At 50.6% G+C, this 20,929-nt stretch carries 17 protein-coding genes and 2 tRNA genes; 17 read left to right on the top strand and 2 right to left on the bottom strand.

Annotated elements, in window-relative coordinates:
- Window positions 1-238: 238 nt before the first annotated feature.
- A complete protein-coding gene (greA, locus tag ACJHWT_RS01030) occupies window positions 239-715 on the top strand; it encodes a transcription elongation factor GreA (protein ID WP_001148001.1) in 477 nt (158 codons plus the stop codon).
- A 155-nt stretch (window positions 716-870) separates the two neighbouring features.
- Here the strand turns inward: greA and yhbY are convergent, their stop codons facing one another.
- On the bottom strand, window positions 871-1,164 hold the full coding sequence (yhbY, locus tag ACJHWT_RS01025) for a ribosome assembly RNA-binding protein YhbY (RefSeq protein WP_001054420.1): 294 nt from the start codon (window positions 1,162-1,164) through the stop codon (window positions 871-873).
- 125 nt (window positions 1,165-1,289) lie between these two features.
- Here yhbY and rlmE point away from each other — a divergent pair, with 125 nt between their 5' ends.
- The 7 genes from rlmE to ACJHWT_RS00990 all read left to right on the top strand — a co-directional run bounded on the left by rlmE (window position 1,290) and on the right by ACJHWT_RS00990 (window position 8,964).
- A complete protein-coding gene (rlmE, locus tag ACJHWT_RS01020) occupies window positions 1,290-1,919 on the top strand; it encodes a 23S rRNA (uridine(2552)-2'-O)-methyltransferase RlmE (RefSeq protein ID WP_000145975.1) in 630 nt (209 codons plus the stop codon).
- A 99-nt stretch (window positions 1,920-2,018) separates the two neighbouring features.
- Entirely contained in the window at window positions 2,019-3,953 is a 1,935-nt protein-coding gene (gene ftsH, locus ACJHWT_RS01015; protein WP_001107467.1) for an ATP-dependent zinc metalloprotease FtsH, read from the top strand.
- Between the two features lie 89 nt (window positions 3,954-4,042).
- Complete coding sequence (folP, locus tag ACJHWT_RS01010) at window positions 4,043-4,891, top strand: dihydropteroate synthase (RefSeq protein WP_000764731.1); 849 nt, start codon at window positions 4,043-4,045, stop codon at window positions 4,889-4,891.
- Entirely contained in the window at window positions 4,884-6,221 is a 1,338-nt protein-coding gene (glmM, locus tag ACJHWT_RS01005) for a phosphoglucosamine mutase (protein ID WP_000071137.1), read from the top strand. The genes folP and glmM overlap by 8 nt, the downstream gene beginning before the upstream one ends.
- 227 nt (window positions 6,222-6,448) lie before the next feature.
- Window positions 6,449-6,781 carry a preprotein translocase subunit SecG gene (gene secG / locus ACJHWT_RS01000; RefSeq protein ID WP_001295556.1) on the top strand — a complete coding sequence of 111 codons (333 nt, stop codon included), beginning with the start codon at window positions 6,449-6,451 and terminating at the stop codon, window positions 6,779-6,781.
- Between the two features lie 14 nt (window positions 6,782-6,795).
- Window positions 6,796-6,882, top strand: a tRNA-Leu gene (locus tag ACJHWT_RS00995).
- A gap of 456 nt (window positions 6,883-7,338) precedes the next feature.
- Window positions 7,339-8,964 (top strand): phosphoethanolamine transferase, encoded by a 1,626-nt coding sequence (locus ACJHWT_RS00990; protein WP_001696238.1) that lies wholly within the window; start codon window positions 7,339-7,341, stop codon window positions 8,962-8,964.
- Window positions 8,965-8,971: 7 nt separating this feature from the next.
- On the opposite strand, the gene argG is transcribed toward ACJHWT_RS00990, so the two are convergent.
- A complete protein-coding gene (gene argG / locus ACJHWT_RS00985; RefSeq protein WP_000207680.1) occupies window positions 8,972-10,315 on the bottom strand; it encodes an argininosuccinate synthase in 1,344 nt (447 codons plus the stop codon).
- A gap of 347 nt (window positions 10,316-10,662) precedes the next feature.
- Here argG and ACJHWT_RS00980 point away from each other — a divergent pair.
- The 9 genes from ACJHWT_RS00980 to nlpI all read left to right on the top strand — a co-directional run bounded on the left by ACJHWT_RS00980 (window position 10,663) and on the right by nlpI (window position 20,907).
- A tRNA-Met gene (locus tag ACJHWT_RS00980) sits at window positions 10,663-10,739 on the top strand.
- A gap of 206 nt (window positions 10,740-10,945) precedes the next feature.
- Window positions 10,946-11,398, top strand: a complete 453-nt coding sequence (gene rimP / locus ACJHWT_RS00975) for a ribosome maturation factor RimP (RefSeq protein WP_001300397.1) — start codon at window positions 10,946-10,948, stop codon at window positions 11,396-11,398.
- A gap of 27 nt (window positions 11,399-11,425) precedes the next feature.
- A complete protein-coding gene (nusA, locus tag ACJHWT_RS00970) occupies window positions 11,426-12,913 on the top strand; it encodes a transcription termination factor NusA (RefSeq protein ID WP_001031057.1) in 1,488 nt (495 codons plus the stop codon).
- 24 nt (window positions 12,914-12,937) lie between these two features.
- The gene (gene infB / locus ACJHWT_RS00965) at window positions 12,938-15,610 is read left to right on the top strand and encodes a translation initiation factor IF-2 (RefSeq protein ID WP_000133044.1); all 2,673 of its coding nucleotides are present in this window, start codon (window positions 12,938-12,940) and stop codon (window positions 15,608-15,610) included.
- 158 nt (window positions 15,611-15,768) lie between these two features.
- Window positions 15,769-16,170, top strand: a complete 402-nt coding sequence (rbfA, locus tag ACJHWT_RS00960) for a 30S ribosome-binding factor RbfA (RefSeq protein WP_001040205.1) — start codon at window positions 15,769-15,771, stop codon at window positions 16,168-16,170.
- Complete coding sequence (truB, locus tag ACJHWT_RS00955; protein ID WP_000089698.1) at window positions 16,170-17,114, top strand: tRNA pseudouridine(55) synthase TruB; 945 nt, start codon at window positions 16,170-16,172, stop codon at window positions 17,112-17,114. Before rbfA ends, truB begins: the two co-directional genes overlap by 1 nt.
- A gap of 148 nt (window positions 17,115-17,262) precedes the next feature.
- Complete coding sequence (gene rpsO / locus ACJHWT_RS00950; protein WP_000059466.1) at window positions 17,263-17,532, top strand: 30S ribosomal protein S15; 270 nt, start codon at window positions 17,263-17,265, stop codon at window positions 17,530-17,532.
- A 246-nt stretch (window positions 17,533-17,778) separates the two neighbouring features.
- Complete coding sequence (gene pnp, locus ACJHWT_RS00945; RefSeq protein ID WP_001298330.1) at window positions 17,779-19,914, top strand: polyribonucleotide nucleotidyltransferase; 2,136 nt, start codon at window positions 17,779-17,781, stop codon at window positions 19,912-19,914.
- Window positions 19,915-20,022: 108 nt separating this feature from the next.
- Window positions 20,023-20,907 carry a lipoprotein NlpI gene (gene nlpI / locus ACJHWT_RS00940; RefSeq protein ID WP_000802091.1) on the top strand — a complete coding sequence of 295 codons (885 nt, stop codon included), beginning with the start codon at window positions 20,023-20,025 and terminating at the stop codon, window positions 20,905-20,907.
- Window positions 20,908-20,929: the final 22 nt, after the last annotated feature.

Here is a 20,929-nt window from a genome sequence, read left to right as displayed (position 1 = left end):
CTAACAACCTGGAATCGAGCCGTCATACTACGGCGCAACGCCCTATAAAGTAAACGATGACCCTTCGGGAACTTCAGGGTAAAATGACTATCAAAATGTGAATTGTAGCTGACCTGGGACTTGTACCCGGGTCGGTATTTTTTTGCTTCTGGTCCCGGTGAGGAGTTATGCCGGGCAGGCCGAACAGCCGGGGTGGGTGAAGACTTGCCCCATCAGGAATATTCAAGAGGTATAACAAATGCAAGCTATTCCGATGACCTTACGCGGCGCTGAAAAATTACGCGAAGAGCTGGATTTTCTGAAATCTGTGCGCCGTCCTGAAATCATTGCTGCTATCGCGGAAGCGCGTGAGCATGGCGACCTGAAAGAAAACGCCGAATACCACGCAGCTCGTGAACAGCAGGGCTTCTGCGAAGGCCGTATCAAAGACATCGAAGCCAAGCTGTCGAACGCGCAGGTGATTGATGTCACCAAAATGCCCAACAATGGGCGCGTTATTTTTGGTGCTACCGTAACGGTGCTGAATCTGGATTCTGACGAAGAACAGACTTATCGCATCGTTGGCGATGACGAAGCTGACTTTAAACAAAACCTGATTTCTGTAAACTCGCCTATTGCTCGTGGCCTGATCGGCAAAGAAGAAGATGATGTTGTGGTCATCAAAACGCCGGGCGGCGAAGTAGAATTTGAAGTAATTAAGGTGGAATACCTGTAAGAATTACCCAATACTCAAGATGTTGATGTATTGTAAAGAAAGGAAAAAGGCCGCTATGCGGCCTTTTATCAACGAACAGAGCGTGGCATTTTGCTCTCCTGCCTGCGGAAAACCCCTCGTTTTACACAGCAAATGTGTGTAACTTTAGGATAATCTTAGCGTGGCAGCGAGATTTTACGTTCTTTAGTTGGGCGATAAAGCACCAGCGTTTTACCGATGACCTGTACATTACAGGCGCCGGTTTCGCGTACGATAGCTTCCACGATCAAGGTTTTAGTTTCGCGATCTTCGGTGGCGATTTTCACCTTGATGAGTTCATGGTGCTCTAACGCTTGTTCAATCTCGGCCAGCACCCCTTCGGTCAAACCATTACTGCCAAGCAGAACAACTGGCTTGAGCGGATGTGCCAGACCTTTCAGGTGCTGTTTTTGTTTAGTACTCAGATTCATCGTATTTTTTGCTTACGTTGGGATTGAAAACGGGTCATTCTACCGCCATCTCCCATATATCGCCAAATAGGCGCGTAAAAATTTACGCAATTGGTTACGATGAGTTATCCCAATGGGAAAGTTAAATGACAGGTAAGAAGCGTTCTGCCAGCTCCAGCCGCTGGCTTCAGGAACACTTTAGCGATAAATATGTTCAACAGGCACAGAAAAAGGGGTTACGTTCCCGTGCCTGGTTTAAACTTGATGAAATACAGCAAAGTGACAAACTCTTTAAACCGGGAATGACGGTTGTCGACCTTGGTGCTGCTCCGGGTGGTTGGTCACAATATGTGGTCACCCAAATTGGCGGCAAAGGCCGCATCATCGCTTGCGATCTTTTACCTATGGATCCTATCGTTGGTGTGGACTTTCTTCAGGGCGATTTTCGTGATGAACTGGTGATGAAAGCACTGCTGGAGCGCGTTGGCGACAGCAAAGTCCAGGTTGTCATGTCCGATATGGCACCAAACATGAGCGGAACACCGGCGGTGGATATCCCCCGTGCCATGTATCTGGTGGAACTGGCGCTAGAAATGTGTCGTGATGTATTAGCGCCAGGTGGAAGTTTTGTAGTGAAGGTGTTCCAGGGCGAAGGTTTCGATGAGTATCTAAGGGAAATTCGCTCCCTGTTTACGAAGGTCAAAGTTCGTAAGCCGGACTCTTCTCGCGCACGTTCGCGGGAAGTGTATATTGTAGCGACCGGGCGTAAACCCTAACCGGGAGATTTCAGACGAAAGTTTGAAAGATGCTGGATATAGAGTATCCTGACGCTGTTTTTAACACAGTTGTAATAAGAGGTTAATCCCTTGAGTGACATGGCGAAAAACCTAATACTCTGGCTGGTCATTGCCGTTGTGCTGATGTCAGTATTCCAGAGCTTTGGGCCCAGCGAGTCTAATGGCCGTAAGGTGGATTACTCTACCTTCCTACAAGAGGTCAATAACGACCAGGTTCGTGAAGCGCGTATCAACGGACGTGAAATCAACGTTACCAAGAAAGATAGTAACCGTTATACCACTTACATTCCGGTTCAGGATCCGAAATTACTGGATAACCTGTTGACCAAGAACGTCAAGGTTGTCGGTGAACCGCCTGAAGAACCAAGCCTGCTGGCTTCTATCTTCATCTCCTGGTTCCCGATGCTGTTGCTGATTGGTGTCTGGATCTTCTTCATGCGTCAAATGCAGGGCGGCGGTGGCAAAGGTGCCATGTCGTTTGGTAAGAGCAAAGCGCGCATGCTGACGGAAGATCAGATCAAAACGACCTTTGCTGACGTTGCGGGCTGCGACGAAGCAAAAGAAGAAGTTGCTGAACTGGTTGAGTATCTGCGCGAGCCGAGCCGCTTCCAGAAACTCGGCGGTAAGATCCCGAAAGGCGTCCTGATGGTCGGTCCTCCGGGTACCGGTAAAACGCTGCTGGCGAAAGCGATTGCAGGCGAAGCGAAAGTTCCGTTCTTTACTATCTCCGGTTCTGACTTCGTAGAAATGTTCGTCGGTGTGGGTGCATCCCGTGTTCGTGACATGTTCGAACAGGCGAAGAAAGCGGCACCGTGTATCATCTTTATCGATGAAATCGACGCCGTAGGCCGCCAGCGTGGCGCAGGTCTGGGCGGTGGTCACGATGAACGTGAACAGACTCTGAACCAGATGCTGGTTGAGATGGATGGCTTCGAAGGTAACGAAGGTATCATCGTTATCGCCGCAACTAACCGTCCGGACGTTCTCGACCCGGCGCTGCTGCGTCCTGGCCGTTTCGACCGTCAGGTTGTGGTTGGCTTGCCAGATGTTCGCGGTCGTGAGCAGATCCTGAAAGTTCACATGCGTCGCGTACCATTGGCACCCGATATCGACGCGGCAATCATTGCCCGTGGTACTCCTGGTTTCTCCGGTGCTGACCTGGCGAACCTGGTAAACGAAGCGGCACTGTTCGCTGCTCGTGGCAACAAACGCGTTGTGTCGATGGTTGAGTTCGAGAAAGCGAAAGACAAAATCATGATGGGTGCGGAACGTCGCTCCATGGTGATGACGGAAGCGCAGAAAGAATCGACGGCTTACCACGAAGCGGGTCACGCGATTATCGGTCGCCTGGTGCCGGAACACGATCCGGTGCACAAAGTGACGATTATCCCACGCGGTCGTGCGCTGGGTGTGACTTTCTTCTTGCCTGAGGGCGACGCAATCAGCGCCAGCCGTCAGAAACTGGAAAGCCAGATTTCTACGCTGTACGGTGGTCGTCTGGCAGAAGAGATCATCTACGGGCCGGAACATGTTTCTACCGGTGCATCCAACGATATTAAAGTTGCGACCAATCTGGCACGTAACATGGTGACTCAGTGGGGCTTCTCTGAGAAATTGGGGCCACTGCTGTACGCGGAAGAAGAAGGTGAAGTGTTCCTCGGCCGTAGCGTAGCGAAAGCGAAACATATGTCCGATGAAACTGCACGTATCATCGACCAGGAAGTGAAAGCACTGATCGAGCGTAACTATAATCGTGCGCGTCAGCTTCTGACCGACAATATGGATATTCTGCATGCGATGAAAGATGCTCTCATGAAATATGAGACTATCGACGCACCGCAGATTGATGACCTGATGGCACGTCGCGATGTACGTCCGCCAGCGGGCTGGGAAGAACCAGGCGCTTCTAACAATTCTGGCGACAATGGTAGCCCAAAGGCTCCGCGTCCGGTTGATGAACCGCGTACGCCGAACCCGGGTAACACCATGTCAGAGCAGTTAGGCGACAAGTAAGTTCCCGCATCAGATGACTGTATTTGTACCGAAAACCCCGGGGCGTGCTCCGGGGTTTTTTCTTATCAATTCATACCAGGGATAACACCATGAAACTCTTTGCCCAGGGCACTTCACTGGACCTTAGCCATCCTCACGTAATGGGGATCCTCAACGTCACGCCTGATTCCTTCTCGGATGGCGGCACGCATAACTCGCTGATAGATGCGGTGAAACATGCGAATCTGATGATCAACGCTGGCGCGACGATCATTGACGTTGGTGGCGAGTCCACGCGCCCAGGAGCGGCGGAAGTTAGCGTTGAAGAAGAGTTGCAACGTGTTATTCCTGTGGTTGAGGCAATTGCTCAACGCTTCGAAGTCTGGATCTCGGTCGATACATCCAAACCAGAAGTCATCCGTGAGTCAGCGAAAGTTGGCGCTCACATTATTAACGATATCCGCTCCCTTTCCGAACCAGGGGCTCTGGAGGCAGCTGCAGAAACCGGTTTACCGGTTTGTCTGATGCATATGCAGGGAAATCCAAAGACCATGCAGGAAGCCCCGAAGTATGACGATGTCTTTGCAGAAGTGAATCGCTATTTTATTGAGCAAATAGCACGTTGCGAGCAGGCGGGTATCGCAAAAGAGAAATTGTTGCTCGACCCCGGATTCGGTTTCGGTAAAAATCTCTCCCATAACTATTCATTACTGGCGCGCCTGGCTGAATTTCACCATTTCAACCTGCCGCTGTTGGTGGGTATGTCACGAAAATCGATGATTGGGCAGCTGCTGAACGTGGGGCCGTCCGAGCGTCTGAGCGGTAGTCTGGCTTGTGCGGTGATTGCCGCTATGCAAGGCGCGCATATCATTCGTGTTCATGACGTCAAAGAAACCGTAGAAGCGATGCGGGTGGTGGAAGCCACTCTGTCTGCAAAGGAAAACAAACGCTATGAGTAATCGTAAATATTTCGGTACCGATGGGATTCGTGGTCGTGTAGGGGATGCGCCGATCACCCCTGATTTTGTGCTTAAGCTGGGTTGGGCCGCGGGTAAAGTGCTGGCGCGCCACGGCTCCCGTAAGATCATTATTGGTAAAGACACGCGTATTTCTGGCTATATGCTGGAGTCAGCACTTGAAGCGGGTCTGGCGGCTGCGGGCCTTTCCGCACTCTTCACTGGCCCGATGCCAACACCGGCCGTGGCTTATCTGACGCGTACCTTCCGCGCAGAGGCCGGAATTGTGATATCTGCATCGCATAACCCGTTCTACGATAATGGCATTAAATTTTTCTCTATCGACGGCACCAAACTACCGGATGCAGTTGAAGAAGCCATCGAAGCGGAAATGGAAAAAGAGATCAGCTGCGTTGATTCGGCAGAACTGGGTAAAGCCAGCCGTATCGTTGATGCTGCGGGTCGCTATATCGAGTTTTGCAAAGCCACGTTCCCAAACGAACTTAGCCTCAGTGAACTGAAGATTGTGGTGGATTGTGCAAACGGTGCGACTTATCACATCGCGCCGAACGTGCTGCGTGAACTGGGAGCGAACGTTATCGCTATCGGTTGTGAGCCGAACGGTGTAAACATCAATGCCGAAGTGGGGGCTACCGACGTTCGCGCGCTCCAGGCTCGTGTGCTGGCTGAAAAAGCGGATCTCGGTATTGCCTTCGACGGCGACGGCGATCGCGTGATTATGGTTGACCATGAAGGCAATAAAGTCGATGGCGATCAGATCATGTATATCATCGCGCGTGAAGGTCTTCGTCAGGGCCAGCTGCGTGGTGGCGCTGTGGGTACATTGATGAGCAACATGGGGCTTGAACTGGCGCTGAAACAGTTAGGAATTCCATTTGCGCGCGCGAAAGTGGGTGACCGCTACGTACTGGAAAAAATGCAGGAGAAAGGCTGGCGTATCGGTGCAGAGAATTCCGGTCATGTGATCCTGCTGGATAAAACCACTACCGGTGACGGCATCGTTGCTGGTTTGCAGGTGCTGGCGGCGATGGCACGTAACCATATGAGCCTGCACGACCTTTGCAGCGGCATGAAAATGTTCCCGCAGATTCTGGTTAACGTGCGTTACACCGCAGGTAGCGGCGATCCGCTTGAGCATGAGTCAGTTAAAGCCGTGACCGCAGAGGTTGAAGCTGCGCTGGGTAGCCGTGGACGCGTTTTGCTGCGTAAATCTGGCACCGAGCCGTTAATTCGCGTGATGGTAGAAGGTGAAGACGAAGCGCAGGTAACTGAATTTGCACACCGTATCGCCGATGCAGTAAAAGCCGTTTAAAGCGTTAGATAACTGGCTAAAAAGGCGGCGATTGTCGCCTTTTTTCTCGGCGAACACATCGGTTTTGCTGTTTTTTTCCGCAGTTGATACAATGCAATAAAATTGCCCTTGCGAAGGTCATTCGCTTTGGTTAGTATTCACACCCGCTTCAGTGGGAAAGATTAAAAACTCCCGCTTTATTGGTTGAAGCATTGGTACGCGGCAACTCCGCAAGGAACAGGTTGATTATGTACGAAGCTCTTTTAGTAGTTTTCCTTATTGTGGCAATTGGCCTTGTTGGTCTGATCATGCTGCAGCAAGGTAAAGGCGCTGATATGGGAGCCTCCTTCGGAGCAGGCGCTTCCGCTACGCTGTTTGGTTCAAGTGGTTCTGGTAACTTCATGACCCGCATGACGGCGCTGCTGGCAACGTTATTCTTCATCATCAGTCTGGTGCTGGGTAACATCAATAGCAATAAAACCAATAAAGGTAGCGAATGGGAAAACCTGAGTGCGCCGGCGAAAACCGAACAAACTCAGCCAGCTGCTCCGGCTAAGCCGACCAGCGATATCCCGAACTAAAAAGTAGTATCCGTGCCGAGGTGGTGGAATTGGTAGACACGCTACCTTGAGGTGGTAGTGCCCAATAGGGCTTACGGGTTCAAGTCCCGTCCTCGGTACCAAATTCCAGAAAAGAGACGCTGAAAAGCGTCTTTTTTCGTTTTGGTCCTGGTCTGAGGAATGGTTGTCAGGTATCTGTATCTCGTCCAGTTGCTTTACTCGTAGCTGGTACTTTGAAACGATGGTATCGGTACGCCTTAGTTATAAACTTTTCCCTTCTGCTGACATAATTGGCACTTTATTGTGTCAACTCCAGTTCCGGTACGAATACGGATATGTTTACTTCTCGATAAACCATCCTGCTCCTGTCAGTATAACTACTGATGGCTACGTTCTGCGTAATGTTTAGAGACGCATTGATAATGTTATTTAATTACTGAGAACAATGGCCGCATCATTTAAAAAGAAAAAACTAACAGTGTTTCGGTCTGATATGGATCAGAGTTGAAAAACATGTCTGATATAAAATTGAACATTGTTGATAATTGTTTATATTGGTTGTGAACTTGGATTTCTGGATGACAGTATTCAACAAATTTGTTAGAAGTTTTAAATCTCATTGGTTGTTGTATCTTTGTGTTATTGTTTTTGGTATTACGAACTTAGTCGCCTCTTCCGGAGCGCATATGGTTCAGCGATTGCTGTTTTTCGTTCTGACCATCCTGGTTGTTAAACGTATATCATCCCTTCCGCTTCGCCTGCTTGTTGCCGCACCATTTGTGTTACTGACAGCGGCAGACATGAGTATTAGCCTCTATTCATGGTGTACCTTTGGTACAACTTTCAATGATGGATTTGCGATTAGCGTGCTGCAGAGTGATCCGGATGAAGTTGTCAAAATGCTGGGGATGTATATCCCTTATCTATGTGCTTTTGCCTTTTTATCCCTTCTTTTTTTTGCAGTAATAATAAAATATGATGTTTCCTTGCCGACGAAAAAAGTGACAGGAATATTATTGCTGATTGTCATTTCGGGCAGTTTATTTTCCGCTTGTCAATTTGCTTATAAAGATGCAAAAAATAAAAAAGCGTTCAGTCCATATATACTAGCGTCGCGATTTGCTACCTATACACCGTTTTTCAATCTCAATTATTTTGCTTTAGCAGCGAAAGAGCATCAAAGATTACTCTCAATTGCAAACACGGTGCCGTATTTTCAATTATCAGTCAGGGATACAGGTATTGATACCTACGTGTTGATTGTGGGGGAGTCTGTACGTGTCGACAATATGTCTTTGTATGGATATACACGCTCTACGACACCGCAAGTCGAAGCACAAAGAAAACAGATCAAACTGTTTAATCAAGCAATAAGCGGTGCACCTTACACTGCGCTGTCGGTTCCTCTTTCTTTAACTGCTGATTCCGTTTTGAGTCATGACATTCATAATTACCCGGACAACATTATTAATATGGCTAATCAAGCAGGATTTCAGACTTTCTGGCTAAGCTCGCAATCCGCTTTTCGGCAGAATGGTACAGCAGTTACCAGTATCGCCATGCGCGCCATGGAAACAGTTTATGTCAGAGGATTTGATGAATTGTTGTTGCCGCATTTATCGCAAGCGTTAAAGCAAAAGACGCAGCAAAAGAAACTGATTGTTCTTCATTTAAATGGAAGCCATGAACCGGCTTGTAGCGCCTATCCGCAATCCAGCGCCGTGTTTCAACCGCAGGACGATCAGGATGCCTGCTATGACAACTCCATTCATTACACAGATAGTTTGCTAGGTCAGATTTTTGAATTATTAAAAGATCGCCGCGCCTCGGTCATGTATTTTGCCGACCACGGCCTGGAACGTGACCCTACGAAGAAGAACGTCTATTTTCATGGAGGCAGGGAGGCTAGCCAGCAGGCATATCATGTCCCGATGTTTATCTGGTATAGCCCCGTTCTTGGGGATGGCGTGGATCGCACAACGGAAAACAACATCTTTTCCACAGCTTACAATAATTACCTGATTAATGCGTGGATGGGGGTAACAAAGCCGGAACAACCGAAAACGCTGGAGGAAGTGATTGCACACTATAAAGGAGACTCACGGGTTGTGGATGCAAACCATGATGTTTTCGATTATGTGATGCTCAGAAAGGAGTTTACAGAGGATAAGCAAGGTAACCCCACCCCTGAAGGGCAGGGTTGATGTCGAATTACTGGCCTTTATTTTCCAGATTCTCCACCTGCGGCACGCCTGAAGCGGCAGAGGAGGAGAGGAGGCCAGTTTTGGCATAACCGAAAAGTTTCTCGCGGGTATCGGTGATATCCAGGTTACGCATGGTCAATTGACCGATACGATCATCTGGCGAGAACACCGAGTCGCCTTTTTCCATCGTCAGACGCTCTGGCTTGTAGGTCAGGTTCTCTGAGACGGTATTCAGGATTGAATAATCGTTCCCGCGGCGCAGCTCCAGAGTAACTTCACCAGTGATCTGGCTGGCAACCCAGCGTTGCAGAGAGTCACGCAGCATCAGCGCCTGGGAGTCAAACCAACGCCCTTGGTACAGCAGACGGCCCAACTGACGACCATGCGCGTGATACTGCTCAATGGTGTCTTCGTTGTGAATACCGGTCAACAGGCGTTCATACGCAATGTGCAGCAGTGCCATCCCCGGAGCTTCGTAAATACCACGGCTTTTCGCTTCGATGATACGGTTTTCAATCTGGTCGCTCATGCCCAGGCCGTGACGACCGCCGATGCGGTTAGCTTCCAGCATCATTTCTACGTCGTCGCTAAAGGTTTTACCGTTCAGCGCCACCGGATGACCTTGCTCAAAGCGTACTGTGACTTCTTCTGCCGGGATCTTCACGCTCTCATCCCAGAATTTCACGCCCATAATCGGGTTGACGATTTTGACGCTGGAGTTGAGGTATTCCAGATCCTTCGCTTCATGCGTTGCACCAAGCATGTTGGAGTCTGTGGAGTAGGCTTTTTCGACAGACATTTTGTAGTCGAAACCGCAGGCAATCATAAATTCAGACATCTCATGACGGCCGCCCAGTTCATCAATAAAGTCAGTATCAAGCCACGGTTTGTAAATCTGCAGTTCAGCATTGGTCAACAGACCATAACGATAGAAACGTTCGATATCGTTTCCTTTATAGGTGCTACCGTCACCCCAGATATTCACGCCATCTTCTTTCATCGCAGCAACCAGCATGGTACCAGTCACGGCGCGGCCCAGCGGCGTTGTGTTGAAATAGGTCAGGCCGCCGGTGGTGTTATGAAATGCGCCACACTGAATAGCGGCAATACCTTCGGCCACCAGTTGTTTGCGGCAGTCGATCAGACGTGCGTTCTCCGCGCCGTATTCCATGGCACGACGAGGGATCGCATCATAATCCTCTTCGTCTGGCTGGCCCAGGTTTGCAGTATATGCATAAGGAACCGCTCCCTTTTGTCGCATCCACAGCAGTGCGGCACTGGTGTCCAGACCGCCGGAAAAAGCGATACCAATACGTTGACCTACCGGGAGATGCTTGAGAATCGTCGTCATAAAATAACACCCTGCTTAATTAACTGATGATGAGCCTGGATTTCCGCTCTCACTGAATTTTTATGCAAAATAAATGAGTTTTCATTTAATCATCTTTTATCGGAGACAGGAAGAGTTTAGTGTGTTTTTTGTAAAATAATGCGCTTAAGGGAGAGCAGGAGAAGGCAAAAGTATTCAACAAATGAAAGTGAACTGGATATTCATTCACGTGATTAGCAATAAACGTTGACAAAATGTGGCGTGGATCACTATAATGCCTGCAGATTTTACGTCCCGTCTCGGTACACCAAATCCCAGCAGTATTTGCATTTTTTACCCAAAACGAGTAGAATTTGCCACGTTTCAGGCGCGGGGTGGAGCAGCCTGGTAGCTCGTCGGGCTCATAACCCGAAGGTCGTCGGTTCAAATCCGGCCCCCGCAACCACTTTCCCTTAGAGTCCTTTTTCAAATATACTGTGAAGACTTCGGCCTTCGTAGTGGGATTTGAAAAAATCCTTCTGGAAAGTGCTCCAGACCGCAGTTGCGGTTATAGGGTTCAGTTATATAAAGCCCCGATTTATCGGGGTTTTTTGTTATCTGACTACAGAATAACTGGGCTTTAGGCCCTTTTTTTATGTCTTGGGGGTGGGCTTGTCCACATTAGAGCAAAAATTAACAGAGATGATTACTGCGCCAGTTGAGGCCCTGGGTTTTGAACTGGTTGGCATCGAATTTATTCGCGGTCGCACATCCACACTGCGCATCTATATTGATAGTGAAGATGGCATCAATGTTGATGATTGTGCTGATGTGAGCCACCAGGTAAGTGCTGTGCTGGATGTTGAAGATCCCATCACCGTTGCTTATAACCTGGAAGTCTCCTCACCGGGTCTCGATCGCCCACTGTTCACGGCTGAACACTACGCCCGTTTTGTCGGAGAAGAGGTGACTCTGGTTCTCCGTATGGCGGTACAAAACCGTCGTAAATGGCAGGGCGTTATCAAAGCGGTAGACGGTGAAATGATCACAGTTACCGTCGAAGGTAAAGATGAAGTGTTCGCGCTGAGTAATATCCAGAAGGCGAACCTGGTTCCCCACTTTTAATAGTCTGGATGAGGTGAAAAGCCCGCGATGAACAAAGAAATTTTGGCTGTAGTTGAAGCCGTATCCAATGAAAAGGCGCTACCTCGCGAGAAGATTTTCGAAGCATTGGAAAGCGCGCTGGCGACAGCAACAAAGAAAAAATATGAACAAGAGATCGACGTCCGCGTACAGATCGATCGCAAAAGCGGTGATTTTGACACCTTCCGTCGCTGGTTAGTTGTTGATGAAGTCACCCAGCCGACCAAGGAAATCACCCTTGAAGCCGCACGTTATGAAGATGAAAGCCTGAACCTGGGCGATTACGTTGAAGATCAGATTGAGTCTGTTACCTTTGACCGTATCACCACCCAGACGGCAAAACAGGTTATCGTGCAGAAAGTGCGTGAAGCCGAACGTGCGATGGTGGTTGATCAGTTCCGTGAACACGAAGGTGAAATCATCACCGGCGTGGTGAAAAAAGTAAACCGCGACAACATCTCTCTGGATCTGGGCAACAACGCTGAAGCCGTGATCCTGCGCGAAGATATGCTGCCGCGTGAAAACTTCCGCCCTGGCGACCGCGTTCGTGGCGTGCTTTATTCCGTTCGCCCGGAAGCGCGTGGCGCGCAACTGTTCGTCACTCGTTCCAAGCCGGAAATGCTGATCGAACTGTTCCGTATTGAAGTGCCAGAAATCGGCGAAGAAGTGATTGAAATTAAAGCAGCGGCTCGCGACCCGGGTTCTCGTGCGAAAATCGCGGTGAAAACCAACGATAAACGTATCGATCCGGTAGGTGCTTGCGTAGGTATGCGTGGCGCGCGTGTTCAGGCGGTTTCTACTGAACTGGGCGGCGAGCGTATCGATATCGTCCTGTGGGATGATAACCCGGCGCAGTTTGTGATTAACGCAATGGCACCGGCAGACGTTGCTTCTATCGTGGTGGATGAAGATAAACACACCATGGATATCGCCGTTGAAGCCGGTAACCTGGCGCAGGCGATTGGCCGTAACGGTCAGAACGTGCGTCTGGCTTCGCAGCTGAGCGGTTGGGAACTCAACGTAATGACCGTTGACGACCTGCAGGCTAAGCATCAGGCGGAAGCGCACGCAGCGATCGACACCTTCACCAAATATCTCGACATCGACGAAGACTTCGCGACTGTTCTGGTAGAAGAAGGTTTCTCGACGCTGGAAGAACTGGCCTATGTGCCGATGAAAGAGCTGTTGGAAATCGAAGGCCTTGATGAGCCGACCGTTGAAGCACTGCGCGAGCGTGCTAAAAATGCACTGGCCACCATTGCACAGGCCCAGGAAGAAAGCCTCGGTGATAACAAACCGGCTGACGATCTGCTGAACCTTGAAGGGGTAGATCGTGATTTGGCATTCAAACTGGCCGCCCGTGGCGTTTGTACGCTGGAAGATCTCGCCGAACAGGGCATTGATGATCTGGCTGATATCGAAGGGTTGACCGACGAAAAAGCCGGAGCACTGATTATGGCTGCCCGTAATATTTGCTGGTTCGGTGACGAAGCGTAATAAACTGTAGCAGGAAGGAACAGCATGACAGATGTAACGATTAAAACGCTGGCCGCAGAGCGACAGACCTCCGTGGAACGCCTGGTACAGCAATTTGCTGATGCAGGTATCCGGAAGTCTGCTGACGACTCTGTGTCTGCACAAGAGAAACAGACTTTGATTGACCACCTGAATCAGAAAAATTCAGGCCCGGACAAATTGACGCTGCAACGTAAAACACGCAGCACCCTTAACATTCCTGGTACCGGTGGAAAAAGCAAATCGGTACAAATCGAAGTCCGCAAGAAACGCACCTTTGTGAAACGCGATCCGCAAGAGGCTGAACGCCTTGCAGCGGAAGAGCAAGCGCAGCGTGAAGCGGAAGAGCAAGCCCGTCGTGAGGCAGAAGAATCGGCTAAACGCGAGGCGCAACAAAAAGCTGAACGTGAGGCCGCAGAACAAGCTAAGCGTGAAGCTGCTGAACAAGCGAAACGTGAAGCTGCGGAAAAAGACAAAGTGAGCAATCAACAAGACGATATGACTAAAAACGCCCAGGCTGAAAAAGCCCGCCGTGAGCAGGAAGCTGCAGAGCTCAAGCGTAAAGCCGAAGAAGAAGCGCGTCGTAAACTCGAAGAAGAAGCACGTCGCGTTGCTGAAGAAGCACGTCGTATGGCGGAAGAAAACAAATGGACTGATAACGCGGAACCGACTGAAGATTCCAGCGATTATCATGTCACTACTTCTCAACATGCTCGCCAGGCAGAAGACGAAAGCGATCGTGAAGTCGAAGGCGGCCGTGGCCGTGGTCGTAACGCGAAAGCTGCGCGTCCGAAGAAAGGCAACAAACACGCTGAATCAAAAGCTGATCGTGAAGAAGCACGCGCAGCAGTACGTGGCGGTAAGGGCGGAAAACGTAAAGGTTCTTCGCTGCAGCAAGGCTTCCAGAAGCCTGCTCAGGCCGTTAACCGTGACGTTGTGATCGGCGAAACCATCACCGTTGGCGAACTGGCGAACAAGATGGCGGTTAAAGGCTCTCAGGTCATCAAAGCGATGATGAAACTGGGCGCAATGGCAACCATCAACCAGGTTATCGATCAGGAAACCGCACAGCTGGTTGCTGAAGAGATGGGCCACAAAGTTATCCTGCGTCGTGAAAACGAGTTGGAAGAAGCGGTAATGAGCGACCGTGACACGGGTGCAGCGGCTGAACCGCGCGCGCCGGTTGTGACCATCATGGGTCACGTTGACCACGGTAAAACCTCTCTGCTGGACTACATTCGTTCAACGAAAGTGGCCTCTGGCGAAGCGGGCGGCATTACCCAGCACATTGGTGCATACCACGTTGAAACTGAAAACGGCATGATCACCTTCCTGGACACCCCGGGGCACGCCGCGTTTACTTCAATGCGTGCTCGTGGTGCGCAGGCAACGGACATCGTAGTCCTGGTTGTTGCTGCCGACGACGGCGTAATGCCGCAGACCATCGAAGCAATCCAGCACGCGAAAGCGGCGCAGGTTCCGGTGGTGGTTGCAGTGAACAAGATCGATAAACCAGAAGCCGATCCGGATCGCGTTAAGAACGAACTCTCCCAGTACGGCATCCTGCCGGAAGAGTGGGGCGGTGAAAGCCAGTTCGTACATGTGTCTGCGAAAGCGGGTACTGGTATCGATGAGCTGCTGGACGCTATCCTGCTGCAGGCGGAAGTTCTGGAACTGAAAGCGGTACGTAAAGGTATGGCGAGCGGTGCGGTTATCGAATCCTTCCTCGATAAAGGTCGTGGTCCGGTTGCTACCGTTCTGGTACGTGAAGGTACTCTGCACAAGGGCGATATCGTTCTGTGTGGCTTCGAATACGGTCGTGTTCGTGCGATGCGCAACGAACTGGGTCAGGAAGTGCTGGAAGCGGGTCCGTCCATTCCGGTGGAAATCCTCGGCCTGTCCGGCGTTCCGGCTGCGGGTGATGAAGTTACCGTTGTACGTGACGAGAAGAAAGCGCGTGAAGTTGCACTCTATCGTCAGGGTAAATTCCGCGAAGTTAAACTGGCGCGTCAGCAGAAATCTAAACTCGAGAACATGTTCGCCAACATGACCGAAGGCGAAGTTCACGAAGTGAATATCGTCCTGAAGGCAGACGTACAGGGTTCTGTGGAAGCTATCTCCGACTCCTTGCTGAAACTGTCTACTGACGAAGTTAAAGTGAAGATCATCGGTTCTGGCGTAGGTGGTATCACCGAAACCGACGCTACCCTGGCTGCGGCGTCCAATGCCATCCTGGTTGGCTTCAACGTACGTGCTGATGCCTCTGCACGTAAAGTGATTGAAGCGGAAAGCCTGGATCTGCGTTACTACTCCGTCATCTATAACCTGATCGACGAAGTGAAAGCGGCAATGAGCGGTATGCTGTCTCCGGAACTGAAACAACAGATTATCGGTCTGGCGGAAGTTCGTGACGTATTCAAATCACCGAAATTTGGTGCCATCGCAGGTTGTATGGTTACCGAAGGTGTGGTTAAACGTCACAACCCGATCCGCGTTCTGCGCGACAACGTGGTTATCTACGAAGGCGAGCTGGAGTCCCTGCGCCGCTTCAAAGATGACGTTAACGAAGTCCGTAACGGTATGGAATGTGGTATCGGCGTTAAGAACTACAACGACGTCCGCACTGGCGATGTGATCGAAGTATTCGAAATCATCGAAATCCAACGTACCATCGCTTAAGGTTGTCTGGGTTGTAGGCCGGATAAGACTTTTACGCCGCATCCGGCAGCCGTTGCCTGATGCGACGCTCGCGCGTCTTATCAGGCCTACACAGCCCTTTCCACCTGAGATTAATTTTAAAAGGGGCTATGGCCCCTTTTTTGTCAGGAGAATTTATTATGGCGAAAGAATTTGGTCGCCCGCAGCGCGTAGCGCAGGAAATGCAAAAAGAGATCGCTCTCATCCTGCAGCGTGAAATTAAAGATCCTCGTCTGGGCATGATGACCACCGTTTCCGGTGTCGAAATGTCTCGCGACCTGGCGTATGCCAAAGTATATGTAACGTTCCTCAACGACAAAGATGAAGACGCGGTTAAAGCGGGCATCAAAGCGCTGCAGGAAGCTTCTGGTTTCATCCGCAGCCTGCTGGGGAAAGCGATGCGCCTGCGTATCGTGCCGGAACTGACCTTCTTCTACGACAACTCGCTGGTTGAAGGGATGCGCATGTCAAACCTGGTGACCAGCGTGGTCAAACATGACGAAGAACGTCGTGTTAACCCGGACGACAGCAAGGAGGACTAATGAGTCGTCCTCGTCGTCGCGGTCGCGACATTAACGGCGTTTTGTTGCTGGATAAACCGCAGGGTATGTCCAGCAACGATGCGCTGCAAAAAGTGAAACGTATATATAACGCCAACCGTGCCGGACACACCGGCGCGCTGGACCCGCTGGCAACTGGCATGTTGCCGATTTGCCTCGGGGAAGCGACGAAGTTTTCCCAGTATCTGCTGGACTCCGACAAACGCTATCGGGTGATTGCGCGTCTTGGACAGCGTACCGATACGTCTGACGCCGATGGACAAATCGTTGAAGAACGTCCGGTAACCTTTAGCGCAGAGCAACTGGCGGCGGCACTGGATACTTTCCGTGGCGATATCGAACAGATCCCATCGATGTATTCAGCACTGAAATACCAGGGCAAAAAACTGTACGAATATGCGCGTCAGGGCATTGAAGTTCCGCGTGAAGCGCGCCCGATTACCGTTTATGAATTGCTGTTTATTCGCCACGAAGGCAATGAGCTGGAGCTGGAAATTCACTGCTCAAAAGGCACTTATATCCGCACCATCATTGATGACCTGGGTGAAAAACTCGGTTGTGGCGCGCATGTTATTTACCTGCGTCGTCTGGCGGTAAGTAAATATCCGGTTGAACGGATGGTGACCCTGGAACATCTGCGTGAACTGGTTGAACAAGCCGAACAGCAGGATATTCCAGCCGCGGAGTTACTTGATCCATTACTGATGCCAATGGACAGTCCAGCTTCGGACTACCCGGTGGTGAATCTTCCGTTAACGTCTTCTGTTTACTTCAAAAATGGTAACCCGGTTCGTACATCCGGTGCGCCGCTGGAAGGACTGGTTCGCGTTACTGAAGGTGAGAACGGCAAGTTTATCGGTATGGGCGAAATTGACGATGAAGGCCGCGTCGCGCCTCGTCGCCTGGTGGTTGAATACCCGGCGTAATGTTAACCGTCTTGCGATAACAGGTCGCTACGAGTAGAATACTGCCGCTTAACGTCGCGTAAATTGTTTAACACTTTGCGTAACGTACACTGGGATCGCTGAATTAGAGATCGGCGTCCTTTCATTCTATATACTTTGGAGTTTTAAAATGTCTCTAAGTACTGAAGCAACAGCTAAAATCGTTTCTGAGTTTGGTCGTGACGCAAACGACACCGGTTCTACCGAAGTTCAGGTAGCACTGCTGACTGCACAGATCAACCACCTGCAGGGCCACTTTGCAGAGCACAAAAAAGATCACCACAGCCGTCGTGGTCTGCTGCGCATGGTTTCTCAGCGTCGTAAACTGCTCGACTACCTGAAACGTAAAGACGTAGCACGTTACACCCAGCTCATCGAGCGCCTGGGTCTGCGTCGCTAATTCTTGCGAGTTTCAGAAAAGGGGGCCTGAGTGGCCCCTTTTTTCAAGCTGACGGCAGCAATTCACTGGAAACTAATGTATTGTTGCTATGAATGATCTTCCGTTGCAGAGGTTCGCGCGGCTAATGAGAGGCTTTACCCACATAGAGCTGGGTTAGGGTTGTCATTAGTCGCGAGGATGCGCAGAAGATCGGGTATTAACACCAGTGCCGTAAGGTACTGTCTAAGAAAGAGAAAGGATATTACATTGCTTAATCCGATCGTTCGTAAATTCCAGTACGGCCAACACACCGTGACTCTGGAAACCGGCATGATGGCTCGTCAGGCTACTGCCGCTGTTATGGTTAGCATGGATGACACTGCGGTATTCGTTACCGTTGTTGGCCAGAAAAAAGCCAAGCCAGGTCAGGACTTCTTCCCACTGACCGTTAACTATCAGGAGCGTACCTACGCTGCTGGTCGTATCCCGGGTAGCTTCTTCCGTCGTGAAGGCCGCCCAAGCGAAGGCGAAACCCTGATCGCGCGTCTGATTGACCGCCCGATTCGCCCGCTGTTCCCGGAAGGCTTCGTCAACGAAGTTCAGGTTATCGCCACCGTGGTTTCTGTTAACCCGCAGGTTAACCCGGATATCGTCGCGATGATTGGTGCTTCCGCAGCACTGTCTCTGTCTGGTATTCCGTTCAATGGTCCGATTGGTGCTGCCCGCGTAGGTTACATCAATGACCAGTACGTACTGAACCCGACTCAGGACGAGCTGAAAGAGAGCAAACTGGATCTGGTTGTTGCGGGTACTGAAGCCGCTGTACTGATGGTTGAATCTGAAGCTGAACTGCTGAGCGAAGACCAGATGCTGGGCGCAGTAGTGTTCGGTCATGAACAACAGCAGGTTGTTATTCAGAACATCAATGAACTGGTGAAAGAAGCCGGTAAACCGCGTTGGGACTGGCAGCCGGAGCCGGTAAACGAAGCGCTGAACGCGCGCGTTGCTGCACTGGCTGAAGCTCGTCTGAGCGATGCTTACCGCATCACCGACAAACAAGAGCGTTATGCGCAGGTTGATGTCATCAAATCTGAAACCATCGCGACGCTGCTTGCTGAAGATGAAACCCTGGACGAAAACGAACTGGGTGAAATTCTGCACGCTATCGAGAAAAACGTTGTTCGTAGCCGCGTACTGGCAGGCGAACCGCGTATCGACGGTCGTGAAAAAGATATGATTCGTGGTCTGGATGTGCGTACTGGCGTGCTGCCGCGTACTCACGGTTCTGCGCTGTTCACCCGTGGTGAAACTCAGGCGCTGGTTACCGCAACGCTAGGTACTGCACGTGACGCGCAGGTTCTTGATGAACTGATGGGCGAACGTACTGACACCTTCCTGTTCCACTACAACTTCCCTCCGTACTCTGTAGGCGAAACCGGCATGGTCGGTTCTCCGAAGCGTCGTGAAATTGGTCACGGTCGTCTGGCGAAGCGCGGCGTGCTGGCAGTCATGCCGGATATGGACAAATTCCCGTATACCGTACGTGTTGTGTCTGAAATCACTGAATCCAACGGTTCTTCTTCTATGGCTTCCGTGTGCGGCGCGTCTCTGGCGCTGATGGACGCAGGTGTGCCAATTAAAGCTGCCGTTGCGGGTATCGCAATGGGTCTGGTGAAAGAAGGCGACAACTACGTTGTACTGTCTGACATTTTGGGCGACGAAGATCACCTGGGCGATATGGACTTCAAAGTTGCGGGTTCCCGCGACGGTATCTCTGCATTGCAGATGGATATCAAAATTGAAGGTATCACCAAAGAGATCATGCAGGTTGCACTGAACCAGGCTAAAGGTGCGCGTCTGCATATCCTGGGCGTAATGGAACAGGCGATCAACGCGCCGCGCGGCGATATCTCTGAGTTCGCTCCGCGTATCCATACCATCAAGATCAACCCGGACAAGATCAAAGACGTTATCGGTAAAGGCGGTTCTGTTATCCGTGCTCTGACCGAAGAAACTGGCACCACCATCGAAATCGAAGATGACGGTACTGTGAAAATCGCAGCGACCGACGGCGAGAAAGCGAAACATGCTATTCGTCGTATCGAAGAGATCACTGCAGAAATCGAAGTGGGCCGCGTCTACAATGGTAAAGTGACCCGTATCGTTGACTTTGGCGCATTTGTTGCCATCGGCGGCGGTAAAGAAGGTCTGGTACACATCTCTCAGATCGCTGACAAACGCGTTGAGAAAGTGACCGATTACCTGCAGATGGGTCAGGAAGTACCGGTGAAAGTTCTGGAAGTTGATCGCCAGGGCCGTATCCGTCTGAGCATTAAAGAAGCGACTGAGCAGTCTCAACCTGCTGCAGCACCGGAAGCTCCGGCTGCTGAACAGGGCGAGTAAGGTTGCCATTTGCCCTCCGCTGCTGCGGGGGGCTTTTAACCGGGCAGGACGCCTTGTTAGCAACCGGGAACAGGACGTTCATTCAACCGTGGTCTTCGGGAGTGGGAAATGAAGCCTTTTTTGCGCTGGTGTTTCGTTGTGACAGCACTTACGCTTGCAGGATGCAGTAATACTTCCTGGCGTAAAAGTGAAGTCCTCGCGGTACCATTGCAACCGACTTTACAGCAGGAAGTGATTCTGGCACGTATGGAACAAATCCTTGCCAGTCGGGCTTTAACCGATGACGAACGCGCACAGCTTTTATATGAGCGCGGAGTGTTGTATGATAGTCTCGGTCTGAGGGCATTAGCGCGTAACGATTTTTCGCAAGCGCTGGCAATCCGACCGGATATGCCTGAAGTATTCAATTACTTAGGCATATATTTAACGCAGGCAGGCAATTTTGATGCTGCCTATGAAGCGTTTGATTCTGTACTTGAGCTTGATCCAACTTACAACTACGCGCACTTGAATCGCGGGATCGCATTATATTACGGCGGTCGTGACAAGTTAGCGCAAGATGATCTGCTGGCGTTTTATCAAGACGATCCCAATGATCCTTTCCGTAGTCTGTGGCTTTATCTCGCCGAGCAGAAGCTCGATGAGAAGCAGGCTAAAGAAGTGTTGAAACAGCACTTCGAAAAATCGGATAAGGAACAGTGGGGATGGAACATTGTCGAGTTCTACCTGGGCAACATTAGCGAACAAACGTTAATGGAAAGGCTCAAGGCGGACGCAACGGATAACACCTCGCTCGCTGAGCATCTCAGTGAAACCAACTTCTATTTAGGTAAGTACTACCTAAGTCTGGGGGATTTGGACAGCGCCACGGCACTGTTCAAACTGGCGGTTGCCAACAACGTTCATAACTTTGTTGAGCACCGATACGCATTGTTGGAATTATCGCTCCTGGGCCAGGACCAAGATGACCTGGCAGAATCGGACCAGCAATAGCTGACGTACACATCAGCCCGTA

Origin of the sequence: Escherichia sp. WS338 (genome assembly GCF_046486405.1) — a bacterium.
Lineage (GTDB): Bacteria > Pseudomonadota > Gammaproteobacteria > Enterobacterales > Enterobacteriaceae > Escherichia > Escherichia coli.
This window is presented reverse-complemented; position numbering and strand designations above follow the sequence as displayed.